Source organism: Chryseobacterium sp. LAM-KRS1 (assembly GCF_013184525.1).
In the GTDB taxonomy this organism is placed as follows: Bacteria; Bacteroidota; Bacteroidia; order Flavobacteriales; family Weeksellaceae; genus Chryseobacterium; species Chryseobacterium proteolyticum.
Genome location: NZ_JAAOIZ010000002.1, coordinates 700,609 through 717,068, shown reverse-complemented (window position 1 = coordinate 717,068; position 16,460 = coordinate 700,609). Strand labels below are relative to the sequence as shown.

Sequence of the window (16,460 nt, the reverse complement as noted above, 5' to 3'; positions counted from 1 at the left end):
CTTTGTTTTTTAATTTTTTTGAGTGATTTGGTTTACTGAATCTGTTAATTCGTTCCAGGTATTGAGAAGTTCACCTAAAAACAACTTTCCTTTTTCTGTAATCTGGTAGTATTTTCTCGGTGGGCCTCCTGTTGATTCTTCCCATCTGTAAGAGAGAAACTCACCATTTTTTAATCTTGTTAAAAGAGGGTAGAGTGTGCCTTCTACTACATCCAGTTTTCCTTTTTTTAGTTCATCTATAAGGTCGGAAACATACATTTCACGATGATTGATAAGACTTAAAATACAGAATTCCAGAATCCCTTTTCGCATTTGCGCTTTGGTATTTTCAGTATTCATCTTAATAAGGTTTTAATTAGTTATATTTAGAATCCGGTTCCTAGCTAGTTGAACCTATTCTTATTTACATTACAAAGATATGTAATTAAAATGGTATTATGCAATACAAAGTAGTGAAATTTTTATTTATTTTTATTTAATTATCTGATTTTCAATTAAATAAATTTTATCTGTTTTTTTAAGAAAACTAAAATCAATTAAAATAGAAGATAAATGATGGTCATTCTTAAGGCTATTCTTATTTTTGTTATGGAAATTTTCAGTCATCTGTATACTGAGCAAAAAAAATAATTTTGAATAGTTCTGTAATCTTGATCATCTTTATTGTTTTAGGATCTTTTTGCTCCGGTCAGCAGCATTTTGAAATTAAAGATGGATCCTTATTGTATAATGCGGAGATCACTGTTCAGGATTGTGATGCTGATAAATGTAGTGGAAATGGTACAATTGTACTGAAAGATAAAAGGACCTTCCGGACTTTACAGGAGTTCACGTCTGATGATCTTTATTTTTACCTTGGTAAGGATCAACAACCTAGTGTTAATGTTATTCAGCTTTATGATGAACAGAGCCCGCTGATATTTAAAGATTTTAATTTTGACGGTTTTGAAGATATTGCTATCCGAAATGGTAATGAAAGCAGCTATGGTGGTCCCTCCTATGATGTATATGTCTATAATACGACAAGAAAGCAATTCGTGATCAGTGAGGAATTAACTGATCTTGCCCGCGAAAATCTGGGAATGTTTCAGACAGATCTAAAAAGGAAAAGACTCATAACATTTTCTAAATCCGGTTGCTGCTGGCATTTAACCACAGAATACAGAGTGCTGCCCGGAAAAGGCCTTGACAAGGTCTTTGAATTGGAAGAAGATGCCATGAATGGTGAATCTGTAAAAGTAACCCGACGTGAAAAGATTAAAAATAAATGGATCATAAAAACAAAGAGATATCCAATCAAAGAATATTATAAAGAATAGGAAACATGAAAATACAAAAGGAAATTGATTTTATTCTCGCTGTAGATGCATTAAAAAATGTACAGAGAAGGAATTATAATGCGGATGATTCAAGAAGAGAAAATACTGCTGAACACTCATGGCAGATCATTATTTTAGCACAGGTACTTTTCCCCTATGCTAAAAACAGGGCTGATATCGATTTGTTAAGGGTGATACGGATGCTTTCTATCCACGATCTGGTAGAAATAGAAGCTGGAGATACATTTTTATTTGACGAAAAAGCCATGGTGGGCAAATTTGAAAGAGAAAAATTGTCTGCCCAGAAAATTTTCGGGATTCTGGATGAACCTTTGCGTTCGGAATTCTTTAATTTGTGGCTGGAATTTGAAGAAGAACAGACCCCTGATGCTATTTTTGCCTGTGCAATAGACAGGATCATGCCGTTTATCCTGAATTCGCATACTTCAGGAAAAAGCTGGACAGAAGCTAAGGTAACAGAAAGCCAGATCAGGAATATGCTGGAAAATGCCATCAGCCGGGCTTCTGATGAAATGGGAGAAGCATTCCAGCTTTTACTAAGTAAAAGTCTAGAAACAGAAAAAGTTTTAAGATAAATAAAAACGCAAGCCGAAGGCTTGCGTTTTTTTCTGATTATAGTATCTGTACAGGCTTTTTAAATTCGTCTATAGCTACGAAAGTGAAATCTCCTACAATAGCTCTTTCTCTTTCATACGAATACATCTGTTCTGTATAAATTTCTACGTTTACCTTCATACTGGTAGTCCCGACATGGGAAACTGTTCCTATTAATTCTACAATAGTTCCTGCAGGAATAGGCTTTTTAAAATCAATTTTGTCGCTGCTTACAGTTACCACTCGTTTTCTTGCAAAGCGGGTAGCGGTAATAAATGCCACTTCATCCATCAATTGCATCGCTGTACCACCAAAAAGGGTATCGTAATGATTGGTTGTGTTGGGGAAAACCGCTTTAAAGATTCTGGTTTCAGATGCTTGAATTCTTTCTTCTGTAGTCATATTTCATTATTAAATTAAAGCGGGATGAAATTATTGAAATAAACAGAATAATCCAGGAATTAGTATATTCCTGAAAACATCCATCAGATCAATAAACTTCAGGCCGCGAAAGTTTCTTGTTCAAAGAAAAGGCAGGTCTCCTGACTTGTAACATCTTTAATCCCTTCCCATGCATGGCACAGTGGATCCTACATAAAGACTTTTGTTACTTACAGTTGCGCGACAGCTCGTGATTTTCACACGATTCCCTTTTAATCTGCGTTAGGCAGAACCCATTCCTGTGATGAATAAGTGGTAAGACTTTTTCAGGTGCAAAAATAAGGATAATACAGAGAAGTAAGGTGAATTATTCCGGATTTTTAAAAATAATCTGATGAGCCACCCGGCCCTGTTTGATTGTCCAGAGTGTGGTATACCTGTTTTCACCTGATCCGTTCACCATATAAAGGAAAATATTATCATTATCAATAGCAGCTACACTGATGTTATTGAAATCCATAGTAGGCTGGAACATATTTTTGATGGCTTCTCTCACAAAGACAGAGCCACGCCCCACCTGCTGTACCCGGATCGATTTGATTTCGGTCATCCCTTCCGGAAGTTCTTTGCTTATTCCCCAGGGTTTAACTTTATCAATGGTTAATATCGTTCCATCCGTATCTTTTTCCTGTTTACGGTAGCTGGCATTAGAAGGATAAATATCGATGATTACTTTACTGCTTTGAGCGGTAGGTATTTTGGGGTTATTATTATCTGTGAAAATGAGTGATCTTCCGTTTTTGGATTTGGAAGGTGTATATTGAGGCAACTGATCAATAAAGGCTACACGGTCTTTATTCACCATACCTTCCTTATCAAGATTTTCATATCTCACAAAAGGCTTTTCAGTATCCTGCTTATCGGGATATTTGATCCATAGCCATTCTGTTTCTCCGGGAGCCGGTTTTACATAAAGAAAAACATCCCCTTTACGCATTCTGATTTTGTCTACAATTTTTCTGTAATTATCCTTTGCCACCCGTACATTGGCATAGCCTTCTTCTGCTTTTACAACTCCAAAAGGAATTTTTTGCTGCCCTTTTAGGAAGGCTAATGAAAATAAACTGAAGGCAGATAAATAGAATGCTTTGTTTACGGAAATCATCATGAAAAATTTTTGATACTTCAAATATATAAATTAAAAGCATTTCGGAACATAATTATAGCTTCCTAAATCTTCTTTATTTGCTAAAGGAAGTTTTTACAAAAGAAATTTATTCTGTTAGGTTGGAGGAGGATAGAAATTCGGTAAGGCGAAATTTTTTGGGAAGAAGGAAGAGTAAAGAGTAAAGAATAAGAGAGTGCTTTTAGCACTCTCCTTTATTATTAAATTAATTTTTAAATTCTTTCAAGTTCATCGGCATCAATGGTCGTTTTAAAGGTTCCATAATTGACAATCACTTTATTTCTTGAAATTTTTTCAATCGTGCCGACACTGGTACTTCCTGTAATACGCACCCGTTGTCCCACTTTCATCCAGATCTCACGATCGGTTTTGCGTTTTTCTTCTATTTTTTCGTTGGTTTCTGCGATTTTTTCAATAACCTCATCTTTTTTCAGCTGCTGGGTGATCTTTCTTTTTACAATCTGAAGACGTTTGGTTTCATCTTTATCAGCACCTATTTTTCTGAATTTTTCCTGTTCTAAAATCTTCACGAAATCTTTTACCACATCCTTCCTGGATTTTCCCTTAACGTAGCTTTCGATAAAAGATTCGATTTTGTTCCCGAACTGAAGCTTCCGATGTTCTTCTTCATACAGCTTTTGAAAATTGAATAATTTTTGCTGAAGTTGTTCATTCAGCTTTTGAAGGTTATCCCGTTTATCTTCTACCGATTCCTTTCTTTCAGCCAGATCTGTTTTAAGCTTTTCAACTTCAAATTTTTCCTGCTGTAGCTTAACAATGGTTTTATCAAGGTTTACAATATCGTGTTCTACCTTTTTCTTTGCAGAATGGATAATGAATCTGGGAATTTTATTCTTTTCGGCAACTTCAAAAGTAAAGGAACTTCCAGCCTGGCCTACCTCCAGTTTGTACATCGGTTCCAGAGTTTCTTCATTGAATAACATCGCCGCATTTTCAGCATTAGGAAGTTGTTCTATCACCAGTTTGATATTGGTATAGTGTGTGGTGATAATCGCGAAACTTTTCTTGTCGTAGAAAAATTCAAGGAAACTTTCTGCCAGGGCACCTCCTAGTTCCGGATCGGAACCTGTTCCAAACTCATCAATTAACAGGAGCGTATTGGCGTCTGATTCCCTGATGATTCCGGACATTTTCTTTAATCTCGAAGAATATGTCGAAAGATGGTTTTCTATAGACTGATTGTCTCCAATATCCGTCATGATTTTGTCAAAGAAAAACATTTCGGATTTCGGGTGAGTGGGAACGAGGATTCCACTTTGGATCATCAGCTGTAGTAATCCTACCGTTTTTAAGGTAATTGACTTTCCCCCTGCATTGGGACCGGAGATACAGATGATCCTGTTATGTTCCGTCAGACTCAATGTTTGTGGGTGGATCGTTTTGTTCTCTGCTTTATTCCTTAGCCATAACAATGGATGAAAAGCTTCTCTTAATCTCAGGGTTTTATGGCGGTTGATTTTAGGCAGTACTCCATGGATTAATTCTGCAAATTTGGCTTTTGCCCTCGTTAAATCAAGATCAAAAATGTATTTTTGATACCTCCAGAGCTGAGGTTGAAATTCGGCTAATTCAGCTGTAAGTTTCCTCAGGATCTTATCAATTTCTTTCTTTTCCTCCTCTTCAGCTTCCTTCAATTTAAAATAGTGGCTGACTACGCTGTCCGGCTGTATATAGGTAATGGATCCGGTTTTCGAAAGCCCTAAGACTCTTCCGGAAACCCTTTTTTTGTACGCAGATTTTACTGCTAGAACTCTTTGGTCCTCTATAATACTCTCACGGATGTCATCCAGAAAATCACTTTGCCCATAATTGAACAAGGCACGGTTGAAATTTTCCTGAATTGCTTTTTTGGCATGCTGAATTTCTGTCCGTAATGTTTTTAGAACGGGTGAAGCTTCGCTTTTTACCTCTCCAAAACGGTTGAAGACTTTATCAACCTTATCAATGATCTCTTTTTTAAATTCAAGAACTGAAACATTTTCCAGAAGATTGGGAAAAGTATCCGGCATGGTGGGAAAGAACTTTTGTAGCTTTCCGATTTGTTCCGTGAGTGTTTTTATCTTGATGAATGCGCTGTTTTCCAGTCGATAGTTCTCAATCAGCATTAATTTCAGTTCCGCTTCAATATCTTCATATTCATCGAATGGGATAGCATTTGAACTTTCAAAACTTGAAAGATATTCCGAAGTTTTTTTCAAAGAAAGCTCTGCTTCGTCGATTTCCATAGGACGAAGTTGAAGAATTTTTTCTCTCGTTTTCGGAGAATACGCAAAAGGAGAAATTTCCGCGAGCAATTGCGGAAATTCTAATTCGTCTAAATCTTCTTTATTTATATACACAATGCAAATTTAGTGAGAAATTGTGAATTTGATGAGATGATAATTTGAAAATGAGATATTTTGAAAATTTTATGGTCCTGATCTTTTTTAAATGAATGTTTTAGTACATTTGAAATATGAGAATAGAAACCAATCGTTTGATTTTAAGAAATATTGAAGAAACCGATGTTGAAGACATTCTTAGGATCCGTAGCAATGAAGAAATCAACAGATACATCTTGCGTAATTCACCAAAAACGAATTATGATGCACTGGATTTTATTTTAACGATAAAAAGAAATACCCAAAATAACGAAACTGTATATCTGGGTATTTCATATAAAGATCAACCCAACCTTATCGGAACGATATGTTTGTGGAATTTTTCTGAAGACAGAAAGATAGCAGAAGTAGGCTATGAGCTCTTGCCGGACTACCACAGACAGGGAATTATGTCTGAAGCATTGGATGCTGTTTTACATTTTGGTTTTAATGAATTAAATTTGCAGGAGATTATAGCTACTACCCATCAAGATAATAATAGTTCAAAAACCTTGCTTTTAAAATATAATTTTGTTTTAGAACAGGATAAAAAAGATGAAGACTTTCCTGAGGGAATTATTTTTAGCTTAAAGAAAGATAACAATTCACAATATATAATTAAATGTTAAAAGAATAAATTTTATTTTTTGTTCAAACTATACAACCATGAAAAAAATATTACTCTTTATTATTCTATATTCTAATTCTGTGTTTTCGCAAAATACAAATTCTTGTAATTATGTATTTTCACCCCCACCAATAGGTTCTGGTGGAAATTTAACACATCCTAATCAAGCTATTCATGCTATAGATTTAGCTATTGAAGATAATACAACTGTTAATTTCGATTCTGCTGAAATCTATGTTATGTCTATGAGTGCGCAACCACAGCAGGTAAATCAAGCTAAAATATATCTTTATAATGACCAAAATGGAGTTCCGGGAAATTTAATATCTAATCTGGATGTAATTCCAACATCAGTTATCTTTTTAGGAGAAACAGGATCGGTTGCTGGTATTTTAATCTCTTATTATAAAGTTACTATACCTATACCTTTTAATTCTGTAGATAGTAGTGTTGGAAATAAAGTTTGGTTTGGATATACGTTGAAAACTCCGAATGATGAGGTTGTGTATCAGTTTTTACGTCCTAAGACTGACGCTACCGGATTGTGTACCCTAATTAATAATGTTTGGCAAACATCAAATTTTGAAACGCCCCTCACAATTATTAAAAATTGCAATGTATCTACGTTAGCAATAAATGATGTATTACATGAAAAATCAATTATATATCCAAATCCTACAAAAGGAGACATATTTTTTAAACATATGGATGTCAGGAATGTAGAATTGTTTGATTTAAATGGAAGAAAGTTGGAAATTAAGATATCAAAAAGTAAAATAGATATATCATTATTACCTCAAGGGATTTATTTTTTAAAGTATATATATAATGGGTCTGTTTCTTACGAAAAAATAATAAAAAATTAAATATTATTCTTAAATACTATTATGACCTGGACAGAAGTTTTAGCACCTATAAAAAGTACCGAATATTTTAAAAACCTTTGGGAGAAGGTAAAACAAGAATACGCAACCACCAAAGTATTTCCCCCGAAAAATCAAATTTTCAGGGCACTGGAAATTACACCTTTTGATGATATTGAAGTGGTGATTATCGGCCAGGACCCTTATCATAATGATTACCAGGCTAACGGATTGTGCTTTTCTGTTTCAGAGCAGGTGGCGGCTCCGCCTTCTCTAAAGAACATTTTTATTGAATTGAAAGATGACCTTGGAGTAGTAAGGACTTCTAAAGAGCTGGATGATTGGGGAAAACAGGGAGTACTGTTGCTAAATGCAACATTAACAGTACGTGCTCATTCTCCCAATTCCCATAAAGATTTGGGATGGGAAAAATTTACAGACTTTATCATTAAGGAGATTTCAGATAAAAAAGAAAATGTAGTCTTTGTGCTTTGGGGAGCTTTTGCACAAAAAAAAGCCGAACTTATTGATCCGGCCAAGCACTTTATTTTGAAATCGGCGCATCCTTCACCTTTTTCCGTATACAGGGGTTTTTTTGGAAGCAAGCCTTTCTCAAAAATTAATGAATATCTTATCTCAAAAGGGAAGAAACCTATTTCGTGGTAGTTTTTTCGCCTGTTTTTTTGATGGTAATTCCAATTTTGTATTTTCCCGGAAGTCCTTTTGTTCCTTCTTGTGCAGTCGGATAGGGGGTAACATCTTTTAATGAGATGGTATATCCATTAAATTCTGCAGATTGTACATAGTTTCTTCCCGGATTATCCATTGTGGCTAATGTTAACGTTACAGGTCTCGTTGTAGTCCCCATAACCAGTACATTGGCCACCGCGACACCTGCCCAAATGCAATTAACGCCTTCCGGACAACGGCTGTCTTCGGAAATATTGGTAAAAGTAACATTCATCTGATATTCTTTGAGGAATCTGTTTTCTCCCTCATTGAAGTAAATAATGTCTCCTTCCTTATTCATTGTTTTTTCTTTTGTGTTGGTTGCTGCGGATGGCTTAGACCCCTTTTGTGCATTACAATTGGTAAGCACAAGCATTCCTAAACTGAGTACAATGGTTTTGTATATCATGGTATTTCTTTTTTAAATATAATCAAGCATATTCAATATTACTACCAAAAACATTGCCACACCTACCACAAAACTGAATCCTGTACCGTATATGAATCCAATAAAGGCTCCTTTTGTAGATTTAAGGGCTTTATCCATGTCCTTACTGTCGTGAAGAAGTTCTCCAATAAATACTCCTGCAAACATACCGATCAGAAATCCTAAAGGGATGGGAATAAACATACCTGCAATAGTTCCGACTACTGAACCGATGCTTCCCCATTTTGTGCCACCATATTTTTTATTGGTTCTGGCCGGGATCACATAATTTAGAACAGCAGAAGCTGCGGTAAGAATCCCGAAAACCCAGATATACAACATTGGTAGATCTGCATCTGTACCGAATTTGTAAATCAACAATCCGCAAAGGCTGAGTAGCAGTCCAGGCAGAACGGGGAGAAAGGTGCCCAGTATACCCAGGACAAGTAAAATAAGACAAAGAATATTAATTAATGTAGTATCCATTCTTTAAAAATATAATGCAATATAAAAAAAGTGGCCTTAAAAAAGCCACCTTTTCATATAAGTTGAGAATTTCATATAAGTTGAGAATTTTCTATAAGTTTAAGATTACATATTGCAGAATTACACCTGCGTTGCCAATGTTTCCTGAAGCATGATTATGGAAAGTGGTATAGTAAATATACCCACTGGTTGAAGATCCCGAGCAAGGCCCTACTGTGGCCCCTAACGCTACCAAATAAGGAACCAGTACCTGAGGAACTGAAATACTGATCTGAATGTTGCCTGGTAAAGTAATACAAACCGTTACAAATGTTGAATTGGGAGCGTTTCCTATTGGAGTGGTAGGAATGCCTGTTGCAGTGAAATGATTGGTTCTGATCATCAGGGCATCATTTGATGAGGTTTCTTTAACCAACACTTCCCAGTAAGCAGGGTCGTAATTAATTATTTTTTGCCATGCCCCTAAATCATAGTTGATATTAAGTGTATTAAATCCTAAAGCCGTTGTAAGTCCGGCATTGTTTACCGTAGCATCCAGGGTACCTGTGCTTCCGATGTTTTTAGAACATAACTTGGTATCAGGAACAAACCCTCCGGTCATTGAACAGTTACTCGTATTGCTTGTTCCACCTACCAGATAGGAAACATCCCAATCCGAAGCATAGATACTCCCACCATTAGCAACAAAAGTGGCTAGATTAGCATCAATTACAGTATAGAGTCCAGGATTTGAAGAGTAATTATTTCTTGAACCACAGTTGAGAAATATAATGTCATATTGTGCAATAGCAGTTAAGTTGGCAAGATCGGCATTAGTAATTTCGGTGGCATTATAGCCTAAAGTCTGAATGATATCCTCAATTTTATCATACGCTCCCTTTACATAAGCTATTTTTGCAACCTGATTGAGCTTGGTTTGGCTGACATCGAGATTTAAGGTTTCATGATCTTTTACAGTTGCAGCAATTTCCGTACGGAAATTACTACCATTACCCGTCTGAATGTGGATAGTCCGATTTCCAGCCGGAGCATCCAATGTAAAGTTACCGTTGGCATCTGAAGTGGTATAATAAATTTTATACTGATCGTCAAATGTAAAAACTGAAGCACCTCCAATAGGTTTAGTGCCATTTTGTGACATCACTTTACCGGTAAGTTTTCCTGTCTTTATAGCAGTTGGTCCAACGTTTTCGGAAGGTGTTGCAGAATCATCTCCTCCGGAGCAGTTGATAAACAGTGTGAATACACACAATAAAATAAATAAGTAGTGTTTTCTCATATCTGATTGATTTTTATGGGGTTAGTTTGAACCAAATTTAATAAATAATTAAATATAAAATAATATAATATAATAAATTTTGAGTATTATTTATTTTAAATAATGTTTTTTAATTAATTTTTTACCTATTTATTGATGTTTTAAGTAAATTAATAATTTTTTAAAATAATGATTTTGAAATTTTATTAAAAATGAAAATGAAATCCATTTTGGGATAAAAATTGATGGATAGGTTTTAATTAAAATGATCCTTAAATTTCATAAATTTGCGATAATGAAAGACGAGTTACAAGACACCAAAGACTTTTTACAGGATATAAGTGATCAGATCCATTATTTTGTAAGCGCAAATGTGCCCAATGACTTGGTACTTACCTGTCAGATTATCCTTAAATTTTTATTTTTGGCAGGATTTGTCTATGTAATAGATTTTATTTTTAAAATTCTTGTCAATACAATATTCAAATTCTTTTTTGATAAAGAAAAATATCCTGTTCTAAAATCAATCTATCAGTCAAGAATTACAAACTCAATAGTTCATCTAGGTGCATTGAATTTTGCTGAATATGCTCTTAAATCAGTCTTTTGGAGACATCCGAAAAGTTTTGAATTATTGGGGTTAATTGTTAGTGTAGCGATCATTTTTGTTATTGCCGGGATGTTATTCAGGGCATTAACAGCATTGAGGAATTATTTTGTTATCAAACAGGATTTTTATAAGATAATGGCTTTAAATGCTATTTCAGAATCGGTCAAGATATTTGGAATTTTTATTCTTACTGTAGTTGGTATTTGTGTGATTTTTGGAATCAAAGGAGGAACAATTCTGGGAAGTTTGGGGGCTATCACTGCTGTACTTGTACTTGTTTTCAGAGATACTATTTTAGGATTTGTAACAGGGCTTCATGTTGCCACTTCTAAAAACATGAAAGTGGGAGACTGGATTGGTATTCCCAAATACAATATCGAAGGTAATATAGCAGATATCAGCCTTCTAACGACCAAAATCACCAATTTTGATAAAACGGTTTCTACGATTCCTACTTACGATCTGCTGACTACCGAGATCAAAAATCTTCAGATCATGTCCGAATCGAATACCCGAAGGATAAAAAAATCAATTTATTTTAATATTAATTCTTTTAAGTTTTTAAACGATGAAGAAATCAATCGTCTAAAGGATATCAATCTCATCTCCGAATACCTGGAAGGAAAAAGTATAGAAATCAGAAAGGAAAAAGAATCATTGGCTCATAATGATAAAATTGTGAACGGACGACAACTTACCAATATCGGAGTCTTCAGGTATTACGCTCAGAAATATATAGAAAATGACCCGGATATTGATCAAAAAGGAGTGGTGATGGTTCGTCAGCTGGATATTACTCCGCATGGGCTGCCCTTGGAAATATACTGCTTTGCCAACGACTCCAAATGGGAGCGTTTTGAACAAATCCAGGCAGATATTTTTGACCATCTGTTGGTTGCTTCAAAAGAATTTGACCTGCAGGTAATGCAGGTTGCAGTGAAAGTTTAATAAATAAGAGATTAGACCTTACATGTTGGATATTCAATGGATTTTATCTGATATCTAGGATCTAAGCTCTAATATCTACTTATAAAAATGACAAAACTAAGTGTAAACATTAATAAAATTGCAACTTTAAGAAATGCAAGAGGAGGCGAATTGCCAAGTGTAACAGAAGCTGCAATTAAAATTCAGGAATTCGGAGGACAGGGAATTACCATCCATCCTCGACCTGATGAAAGACACATTACCAGAAAAGATGTTTATGATCTGAAACCTTTGGTAACTACGGAGTTCAATATTGAAGGGAATCCACACCGTGCCTTCATCGATATGGTCCTTGAAGTGAAACCCGAGCAGGTAACATTGGTTCCTGACGCAGATGATGCTATTACTTCAAATGCCGGCTGGGATACAAAAAAACACTTAGATTTTCTTACTGATGTTATTGCTGAATTTAAAAATGCAGGAATCCGTACTTCAATCTTTCTTGATCCTAATCCTGGATTAGTAGAATACGCTGCAAAAACCGGAACTGACAGGATAGAATTGTATACAGAAGCTTATGCAAAGGATTATGTTGCGAATAAAGAACAGGCAATAAAGCCATATCTTGAAACGGCTTTAGCTGCCGGCGAATTCGGCCTGGGAGTTAACGCGGGGCATGATCTTAGTCTTGATAATTTAAAATACTTTGCGGATACGATACCAAATTTGCTGGAAGTTTCCATAGGACATGCATTAGTTTCGGAAGCTTTGTATATGGGTATGGAAAATACGATTCAGGCTTATTTGAAGAGATTGGCTAAGTGGTAAGATTTCCTGTGTTTTGGGAATTAATAGAATATTCATCATTTCACATTGCAATTACCACCTAATATCTAATATAAAAATTATGGAAATTTTACATTCAAAAATATTTGGCGAGGATAAATCGTCTACTCCTTTATTGGTCTTTCACGGATTGTTCGGAATGCTTGACAACTGGGGAAGCTTTGGAAAAGATTTAGGGGAATATCTTCCTGTTCATTTACTGGACCTCAGAAATCATGGAAGAAGTTTTCATTCGGAGAGTATGTCACATGATGATCTGGCTGATGATATTGCGCATTATATGGATCATTACGGAATAGAGAAAGCTCATGTTCTGGGACATTCTTTAGGCGGAAAAGCAGTAATGCAATTTGCGATAAGGTATCCGGAAAAGGTAGAAAAGCTTATTGTAGTTGACATTTCTCCAAAAGCATATCCTCCACACCATCAGGGAATTATTAAAGCATTGGAAACGGTGGATTTCAATAATGTAGGCTCGAGAAATGAGGTGGAAGCAGTTCTTAGTCAGTATATTCCTGAGAAATCGACCATTCAGTTTTTAACAAAGAACTTATATTGGGATGATAACAAAAAACTAAACTGGAGGTTTAACCTTAAGACCTTATCCGAAAAGTATAATGAGTTTGTATCCAATGCAATAAAATTTGGAGTGTTTGAGGGGGAAACTTTATTTATTTCCGGGGAAAAATCCAATTATATTCTCCCACAGGATGAATTTGCCATTAAACAACAGTTTCCTAAGGCTAAAATTGTCGTTGTTAAAAATGCAGCTCATTGGGTACAGGCTGACAGCCCTGCAGAGTTTAGTCATGTAGTGAAGAATTTTTTGGGTTTGGATTGATTTGATTCTCTGTTTGTTGTATTGTTAAAATTTTCTTAAAAGAGTGATATATTTTTTTGCATAAGGGAAATTTTGTACTTTAGATTTATCAAAAAAGTTAAAAATATTTACTTATGAAACCAAAAAAACTAAAAAAACCATTCTTTGCTTCTTTTTTGGAGAAGCAAATTCAAGAGCCTGAGAAAGTAACCGGAGGTGGGGAAGTTATTACTTCACCTAATTCAGACAATATTACGATTCCTTCCAAGGATAATATCACTTCCGTTTTGGTTGACAATGTTACTACGGTAAGAAATGATAATGTAACCTTGAAATATCCTTCTGATAGTGATGAAGGTGGACCTTTAGATCATATAGAATTATAGATCAGATCCATTTATATCAATCGATCATTTATAATAATTTCAACAAAATACTAAGTTAAACCAAATTAAAGCATTATGAAAAACAAGAGTTCAAAGAAAAAACCATTTTTCGCAGCATTCCTTGAAAAACAACTGAAAGATCCTCAATCTGTAACAGGAGGTGGGCCAGATATCACAATTCCTGAAAGAGATGTTGTTACTAAACCAACTTTGGATATGGCTCATACATTGAAATATCCATCAGATGGAGATGATGATGCACCAACAGTGCCATTATAGTGAATTGTTTTAAAGAAAAATAAAACATACTAACAATCATAAGAAAGGAAACTTACACTCTAAGTTTCCTTTTTTAATAAAAAACAAAAAATGATTCTTTGTATCACGCACTCCAATGACTTTTATACTATAGATATTTTCTTTGAATATCTTACTTCTAAAAATATTCCCTACTTCAGGCTAAATTCGGACCACCTGAATTACCTTCAGAAAATTAGTATTACTGACCATTCGTTTGAATTGACTGACGAGTTTGGAAATACGTTCCGCTCCAGCGATATCAAGGCAGTGTGGCATAGAAAAGGATGGCGTATCAGTATTCCTGAAGAGCTTGATGATGACTATGTGAAAATTTTCATCAATGAATATGGAAATCTTCGTTATAATCTCTACACGGCTCTTGAAGATGTTCCCTGGATCAATCCTTTTGAAGCTGAAAAGAAAACGGATGGAAACAAATTATATCAACTGAAAATTGCTAAAAAAAATAAATTAACAATACCGAAAACACTTTTCTCAAACGATGAAGAAGAGATTACAGCCTTCTTTCATACATATTGTAATGGAAAAGCTGTGGCAAAGCTGCATGGAGTTATTGCCAAATCTATGGGAGGTGAAAATATGCTCTCCACAACGATTATAAGAGAAGATAATTTAGAATCAATGGCAGATATTGCGTATTGTCCTATGATTTTTCAGCCGTATATAGAAAAAGAATATGAACTAAGGATCATGTACGTTGATGGTGAGTTTTTTACGGGTAAAATTAATAATAGTGAACATGCCGATTGGCGTGTTAATCAGGGAAATTATACATGGTCAGCTTACGAATTGCCGGAAAATATTAAGTCTTCTCTTACCTCAATGATGAAAGAAATGGGGCTCTACATGGGAGCGATCGATATGATCAAAGGAAGAGATGAAAATTACTATTTTCTTGAAGTTAATCCACAAGGAGAGTGGGGAATGTTACAGAAAGAACTTAACTTTCCCATTGCGGAAAGAATTGCCGATAACCTTATCAAAAGAATGAAAACCAATGAATAACAAAATTTTAATCATCACCCATACCGGGGACAATTTTTCAATACAAAAAGTAACGGAGTATATTATTAAAAATAATTTTGAGGTCATCCGCTTTGATGTCGATTTATATCCTTTACAAAATAAACTGTCGACTACTTTCCAAGATGGAAAATGGATCAGTATTCTCGAAACTCCGGATGCTAAACATCGTTTAGATGATATTGCTGCGGTGTGGTACAGAAGAGCTTACAATATGGGAGATGGACTAAAGGAAGAGCTAGATGCCAAATTCTATGGTGCTGCGATGGGTGAAATACGAACAACCCTTTTTGGATTTTTAGAATCCATAGATGTGTATGCTCTGGGTAAGCCAAGTGTTTACAGAAGATTAGACAGTAAAGAGGAGCAGTTAAAAATTGCGGATAAGATAGGATTTAAAATTCCGGAAACCTGTATTACCAATAATCCTGAAGAAGCCAGAAATTTTATCCTGAAACATCAGAATGTTATCGGAAAGATGCAATCGGGTTTTGCTATTTATGAAGATGGGGTAGAAAGTGTTGTATTTACCAACGTGATTAAAGAGGACAAGTTGGATGATCTGGATTCGCTGTTGTATTGCCCTATGCAATTCCAAAAGAAAATTGAAAAGAAAAGAGAGCTAAGAGTAACCGCAGTAGGGCAGGATGTATATGCGTTCGAAATTGATTCGCAACAGTTTGAAGATGCAAAAGTAGACTGGAGAAAGGATGGTGTAAACCTGATCGATAAATGGGTAAGAACAGATCTCCCCAAAGATATTGAAGCTAAAGTTTTAGAGCTTCTGGATGTATATAATGTTGATTATGGAGCAATGGATATCATTGTTTCTCCTGAAGATGAATATTATTTTATTGAAATTAATGGTGCCGGAGAATTTTTCTGGCTGGATAATCTTACAGAAGAAAATCTTATTTCGAAGAGCATTGCTGATGTTTTATGTGATAAAGCACCACGAAGAAATAATATGGTCTTAGCTTAGAATATGTGATTACTAATGTAATCACTATTTATCAATTTGTCATCACATGTTAATTCAATATATAAAAACGGGCTTTAGCCCGTTTTTATCATTTTAATCAAACAATTGGCTTTAGCCAAAACCTGAAAAAGAGTATTTTTCAATAACCTTATAATGTTTGAGTGTAATTAAATAACAAACTAAAGTAAAATTGTCCTTTAAAAATCGCAAATTTGCATTATATGATTTTACATGATTTTTCAATACATTGAAGAATTGCTGAATCAAAAATA

General features: G+C 34.9%; 19 protein-coding genes and 1 riboswitch. Of the genes, 12 read left to right on the top strand and 7 right to left on the bottom strand.

Features of this window, described 5'->3' with window-relative positions:
• Positions 1–9 precede the first annotated feature (9 nt).
• Entirely contained in the window at positions 10–339 is a 330-nt protein-coding gene (locus G9C87_RS07100) for a PadR family transcriptional regulator (RefSeq protein WP_089027279.1), read from the bottom strand.
• Between the two features lie 293 nt (positions 340–632).
• Between G9C87_RS07100 and G9C87_RS07095 the strand changes: the two genes are divergently transcribed.
• Both G9C87_RS07095 and G9C87_RS07090 read left to right on the top strand, forming a co-directional pair.
• Positions 633–1,319 (top strand): FG-GAP repeat protein, encoded by a 687-nt coding sequence (locus G9C87_RS07095; protein WP_172279525.1) that lies wholly within the window; start codon positions 633–635, stop codon positions 1,317–1,319.
• A gap of 5 nt (positions 1,320–1,324) precedes the next feature.
• Positions 1,325–1,915, top strand: a complete 591-nt coding sequence (locus tag G9C87_RS07090; protein WP_172279523.1) for an HD domain-containing protein — start codon at positions 1,325–1,327, stop codon at positions 1,913–1,915.
• A gap of 37 nt (positions 1,916–1,952) precedes the next feature.
• Here G9C87_RS07090 and G9C87_RS07085 read toward each other — a convergent pair whose 3' ends face one another.
• The 3 genes from G9C87_RS07085 to G9C87_RS07075 form a co-directional block, all read right to left on the bottom strand.
• Positions 1,953–2,336, bottom strand: coding sequence for an acyl-CoA thioesterase (locus tag G9C87_RS07085; RefSeq protein WP_089027276.1), 384 nt, complete (start codon positions 2,334–2,336; stop codon positions 1,953–1,955).
• Positions 2,337–2,448: 112 nt separating this feature from the next.
• Positions 2,449–2,627, bottom strand: a riboswitch (cobalamin riboswitch).
• 55 nt (positions 2,628–2,682) lie between these two features.
• Complete coding sequence (locus tag G9C87_RS07080; protein ID WP_172279521.1) at positions 2,683–3,483, bottom strand: hypothetical protein; 801 nt, start codon at positions 3,481–3,483, stop codon at positions 2,683–2,685.
• A gap of 230 nt (positions 3,484–3,713) precedes the next feature.
• Positions 3,714–5,861: an endonuclease MutS2 gene (locus G9C87_RS07075; protein WP_172279519.1), complete on the bottom strand. Its 2,148-nt coding sequence runs from the start codon at positions 5,859–5,861 to the stop codon at positions 3,714–3,716.
• Positions 5,862–5,977: 116 nt separating this feature from the next.
• On the opposite strand from G9C87_RS07075, the gene G9C87_RS07070 reads away from it, so the two are divergent.
• The 3 genes from G9C87_RS07070 to G9C87_RS07060 are packed head-to-tail and all read left to right on the top strand — an operon-like array spanning position 5,978 to position 8,039.
• The gene (locus tag G9C87_RS07070) at positions 5,978–6,511 is read left to right on the top strand and encodes a GNAT family N-acetyltransferase (RefSeq protein ID WP_172279517.1); all 534 of its coding nucleotides are present in this window, start codon (positions 5,978–5,980) and stop codon (positions 6,509–6,511) included.
• A 37-nt stretch (positions 6,512–6,548) separates the two neighbouring features.
• A complete protein-coding gene (locus tag G9C87_RS07065; protein WP_172279515.1) occupies positions 6,549–7,376 on the top strand; it encodes a T9SS type A sorting domain-containing protein in 828 nt (275 codons plus the stop codon).
• A gap of 21 nt (positions 7,377–7,397) precedes the next feature.
• Entirely contained in the window at positions 7,398–8,039 is a 642-nt protein-coding gene (locus G9C87_RS07060) for a uracil-DNA glycosylase (RefSeq protein WP_172279513.1), read from the top strand.
• Here G9C87_RS07060 and G9C87_RS07055 read toward each other — a convergent pair.
• From G9C87_RS07055 to G9C87_RS07045, 3 genes are all read right to left on the bottom strand, one after another.
• The gene (locus G9C87_RS07055; protein ID WP_172279511.1) at positions 8,026–8,511 is read right to left on the bottom strand and encodes a hypothetical protein; all 486 of its coding nucleotides are present in this window, start codon (positions 8,509–8,511) and stop codon (positions 8,026–8,028) included. The genes G9C87_RS07060 and G9C87_RS07055 overlap by 14 nt on opposite strands.
• A 12-nt stretch (positions 8,512–8,523) precedes the next feature.
• Positions 8,524–9,015: a DUF456 domain-containing protein gene (locus tag G9C87_RS07050; protein ID WP_172279509.1), complete on the bottom strand. Its 492-nt coding sequence runs from the start codon at positions 9,013–9,015 to the stop codon at positions 8,524–8,526.
• Between the two features lie 91 nt (positions 9,016–9,106).
• Positions 9,107–10,294 (bottom strand): carboxypeptidase-like regulatory domain-containing protein, encoded by a 1,188-nt coding sequence (locus G9C87_RS07045; protein WP_172279508.1) that lies wholly within the window; start codon positions 10,292–10,294, stop codon positions 9,107–9,109.
• A 274-nt stretch (positions 10,295–10,568) separates the two neighbouring features.
• On the opposite strand from G9C87_RS07045, the gene G9C87_RS07040 reads away from it, so the two are divergent.
• The 7 genes from G9C87_RS07040 to G9C87_RS07010 all read left to right on the top strand — a co-directional run bounded on the left by G9C87_RS07040 (position 10,569) and on the right by G9C87_RS07010 (position 16,188).
• Positions 10,569–11,831, top strand: coding sequence for a mechanosensitive ion channel family protein (locus G9C87_RS07040; RefSeq protein ID WP_172279507.1), 1,263 nt, complete (start codon positions 10,569–10,571; stop codon positions 11,829–11,831).
• Between the two features lie 87 nt (positions 11,832–11,918).
• Positions 11,919–12,638: a pyridoxine 5'-phosphate synthase gene (locus G9C87_RS07035; RefSeq protein ID WP_172279506.1), complete on the top strand. Its 720-nt coding sequence runs from the start codon at positions 11,919–11,921 to the stop codon at positions 12,636–12,638.
• A 79-nt stretch (positions 12,639–12,717) separates the two neighbouring features.
• Positions 12,718–13,497, top strand: coding sequence for an alpha/beta fold hydrolase (locus G9C87_RS07030; protein ID WP_172279505.1), 780 nt, complete (start codon positions 12,718–12,720; stop codon positions 13,495–13,497).
• A gap of 113 nt (positions 13,498–13,610) precedes the next feature.
• Entirely contained in the window at positions 13,611–13,862 is a 252-nt protein-coding gene (locus tag G9C87_RS07025) for a microviridin/marinostatin family tricyclic proteinase inhibitor (protein ID WP_172279504.1), read from the top strand.
• A gap of 75 nt (positions 13,863–13,937) precedes the next feature.
• Positions 13,938–14,141 carry a microviridin/marinostatin family tricyclic proteinase inhibitor gene (locus G9C87_RS07020; RefSeq protein ID WP_172279503.1) on the top strand — a complete coding sequence of 68 codons (204 nt, stop codon included), beginning with the start codon at positions 13,938–13,940 and terminating at the stop codon, positions 14,139–14,141.
• Positions 14,142–14,231: 90 nt separating this feature from the next.
• On the top strand, positions 14,232–15,188 hold the full coding sequence (locus G9C87_RS07015; RefSeq protein WP_172279502.1) for an MvdC/MvdD family ATP grasp protein: 957 nt from the start codon (positions 14,232–14,234) through the stop codon (positions 15,186–15,188).
• Positions 15,181–16,188 (top strand): MvdC/MvdD family ATP grasp protein, encoded by a 1,008-nt coding sequence (locus tag G9C87_RS07010; RefSeq protein WP_172279501.1) that lies wholly within the window; start codon positions 15,181–15,183, stop codon positions 16,186–16,188. Before G9C87_RS07015 ends, G9C87_RS07010 begins: the two co-directional genes overlap by 8 nt.
• The last annotated feature ends 272 nt before the right edge of the window (positions 16,189–16,460 follow it).

What these genes read in the sequence shown, in the direction of transcription:
- G9C87_RS07070 (WP_172279517.1), top strand. Translation starts at nt 5,978, where the DNA reads ATGAGAATAGAAACCAATCGTTTGATTTTAAGAAATATTGAAGAAACC.
- G9C87_RS07025 (WP_172279504.1), top strand. Translation starts at nt 13,611, where the DNA reads ATGAAACCAAAAAAACTAAAAAAACCATTCTTTGCTTCTTTTTTGGAG.
- G9C87_RS07090 (WP_172279523.1), top strand. Translation starts at nt 1,325, where the DNA reads ATGAAAATACAAAAGGAAATTGATTTTATTCTCGCTGTAGATGCATTA.
- G9C87_RS07045 (WP_172279508.1), bottom strand. Translation starts at nt 10,294, where the DNA reads ATGAGAAAACACTACTTATTTATTTTATTGTGTGTATTCACACTGTTT.
- G9C87_RS07100 (WP_089027279.1), bottom strand. Translation starts at nt 339, where the DNA reads ATGAATACTGAAAATACCAAAGCGCAAATGCGAAAAGGGATTCTGGAA.
- G9C87_RS07055 (WP_172279511.1), bottom strand. Translation starts at nt 8,511, where the DNA reads ATGATATACAAAACCATTGTACTCAGTTTAGGAATGCTTGTGCTTACC.
- G9C87_RS07035 (WP_172279506.1), top strand. Translation starts at nt 11,919, where the DNA reads ATGACAAAACTAAGTGTAAACATTAATAAAATTGCAACTTTAAGAAAT.
- G9C87_RS07085 (WP_089027276.1), bottom strand. Translation starts at nt 2,336, where the DNA reads ATGACTACAGAAGAAAGAATTCAAGCATCTGAAACCAGAATCTTTAAA.
- G9C87_RS07040 (WP_172279507.1), top strand. Translation starts at nt 10,569, where the DNA reads ATGAAAGACGAGTTACAAGACACCAAAGACTTTTTACAGGATATAAGT.
- G9C87_RS07030 (WP_172279505.1), top strand. Translation starts at nt 12,718, where the DNA reads ATGGAAATTTTACATTCAAAAATATTTGGCGAGGATAAATCGTCTACT.
- G9C87_RS07050 (WP_172279509.1), bottom strand. Translation starts at nt 9,015, where the DNA reads ATGGATACTACATTAATTAATATTCTTTGTCTTATTTTACTTGTCCTG.
- G9C87_RS07065 (WP_172279515.1), top strand. Translation starts at nt 6,549, where the DNA reads ATGAAAAAAATATTACTCTTTATTATTCTATATTCTAATTCTGTGTTT.
- G9C87_RS07020 (WP_172279503.1), top strand. Translation starts at nt 13,938, where the DNA reads ATGAAAAACAAGAGTTCAAAGAAAAAACCATTTTTCGCAGCATTCCTT.
- G9C87_RS07015 (WP_172279502.1), top strand. Translation starts at nt 14,232, where the DNA reads ATGATTCTTTGTATCACGCACTCCAATGACTTTTATACTATAGATATT.
- G9C87_RS07060 (WP_172279513.1), top strand. Translation starts at nt 7,398, where the DNA reads ATGACCTGGACAGAAGTTTTAGCACCTATAAAAAGTACCGAATATTTT.
- G9C87_RS07080 (WP_172279521.1), bottom strand. Translation starts at nt 3,483, where the DNA reads ATGATGATTTCCGTAAACAAAGCATTCTATTTATCTGCCTTCAGTTTA.
- G9C87_RS07010 (WP_172279501.1), top strand. Translation starts at nt 15,181, where the DNA reads ATGAATAACAAAATTTTAATCATCACCCATACCGGGGACAATTTTTCA.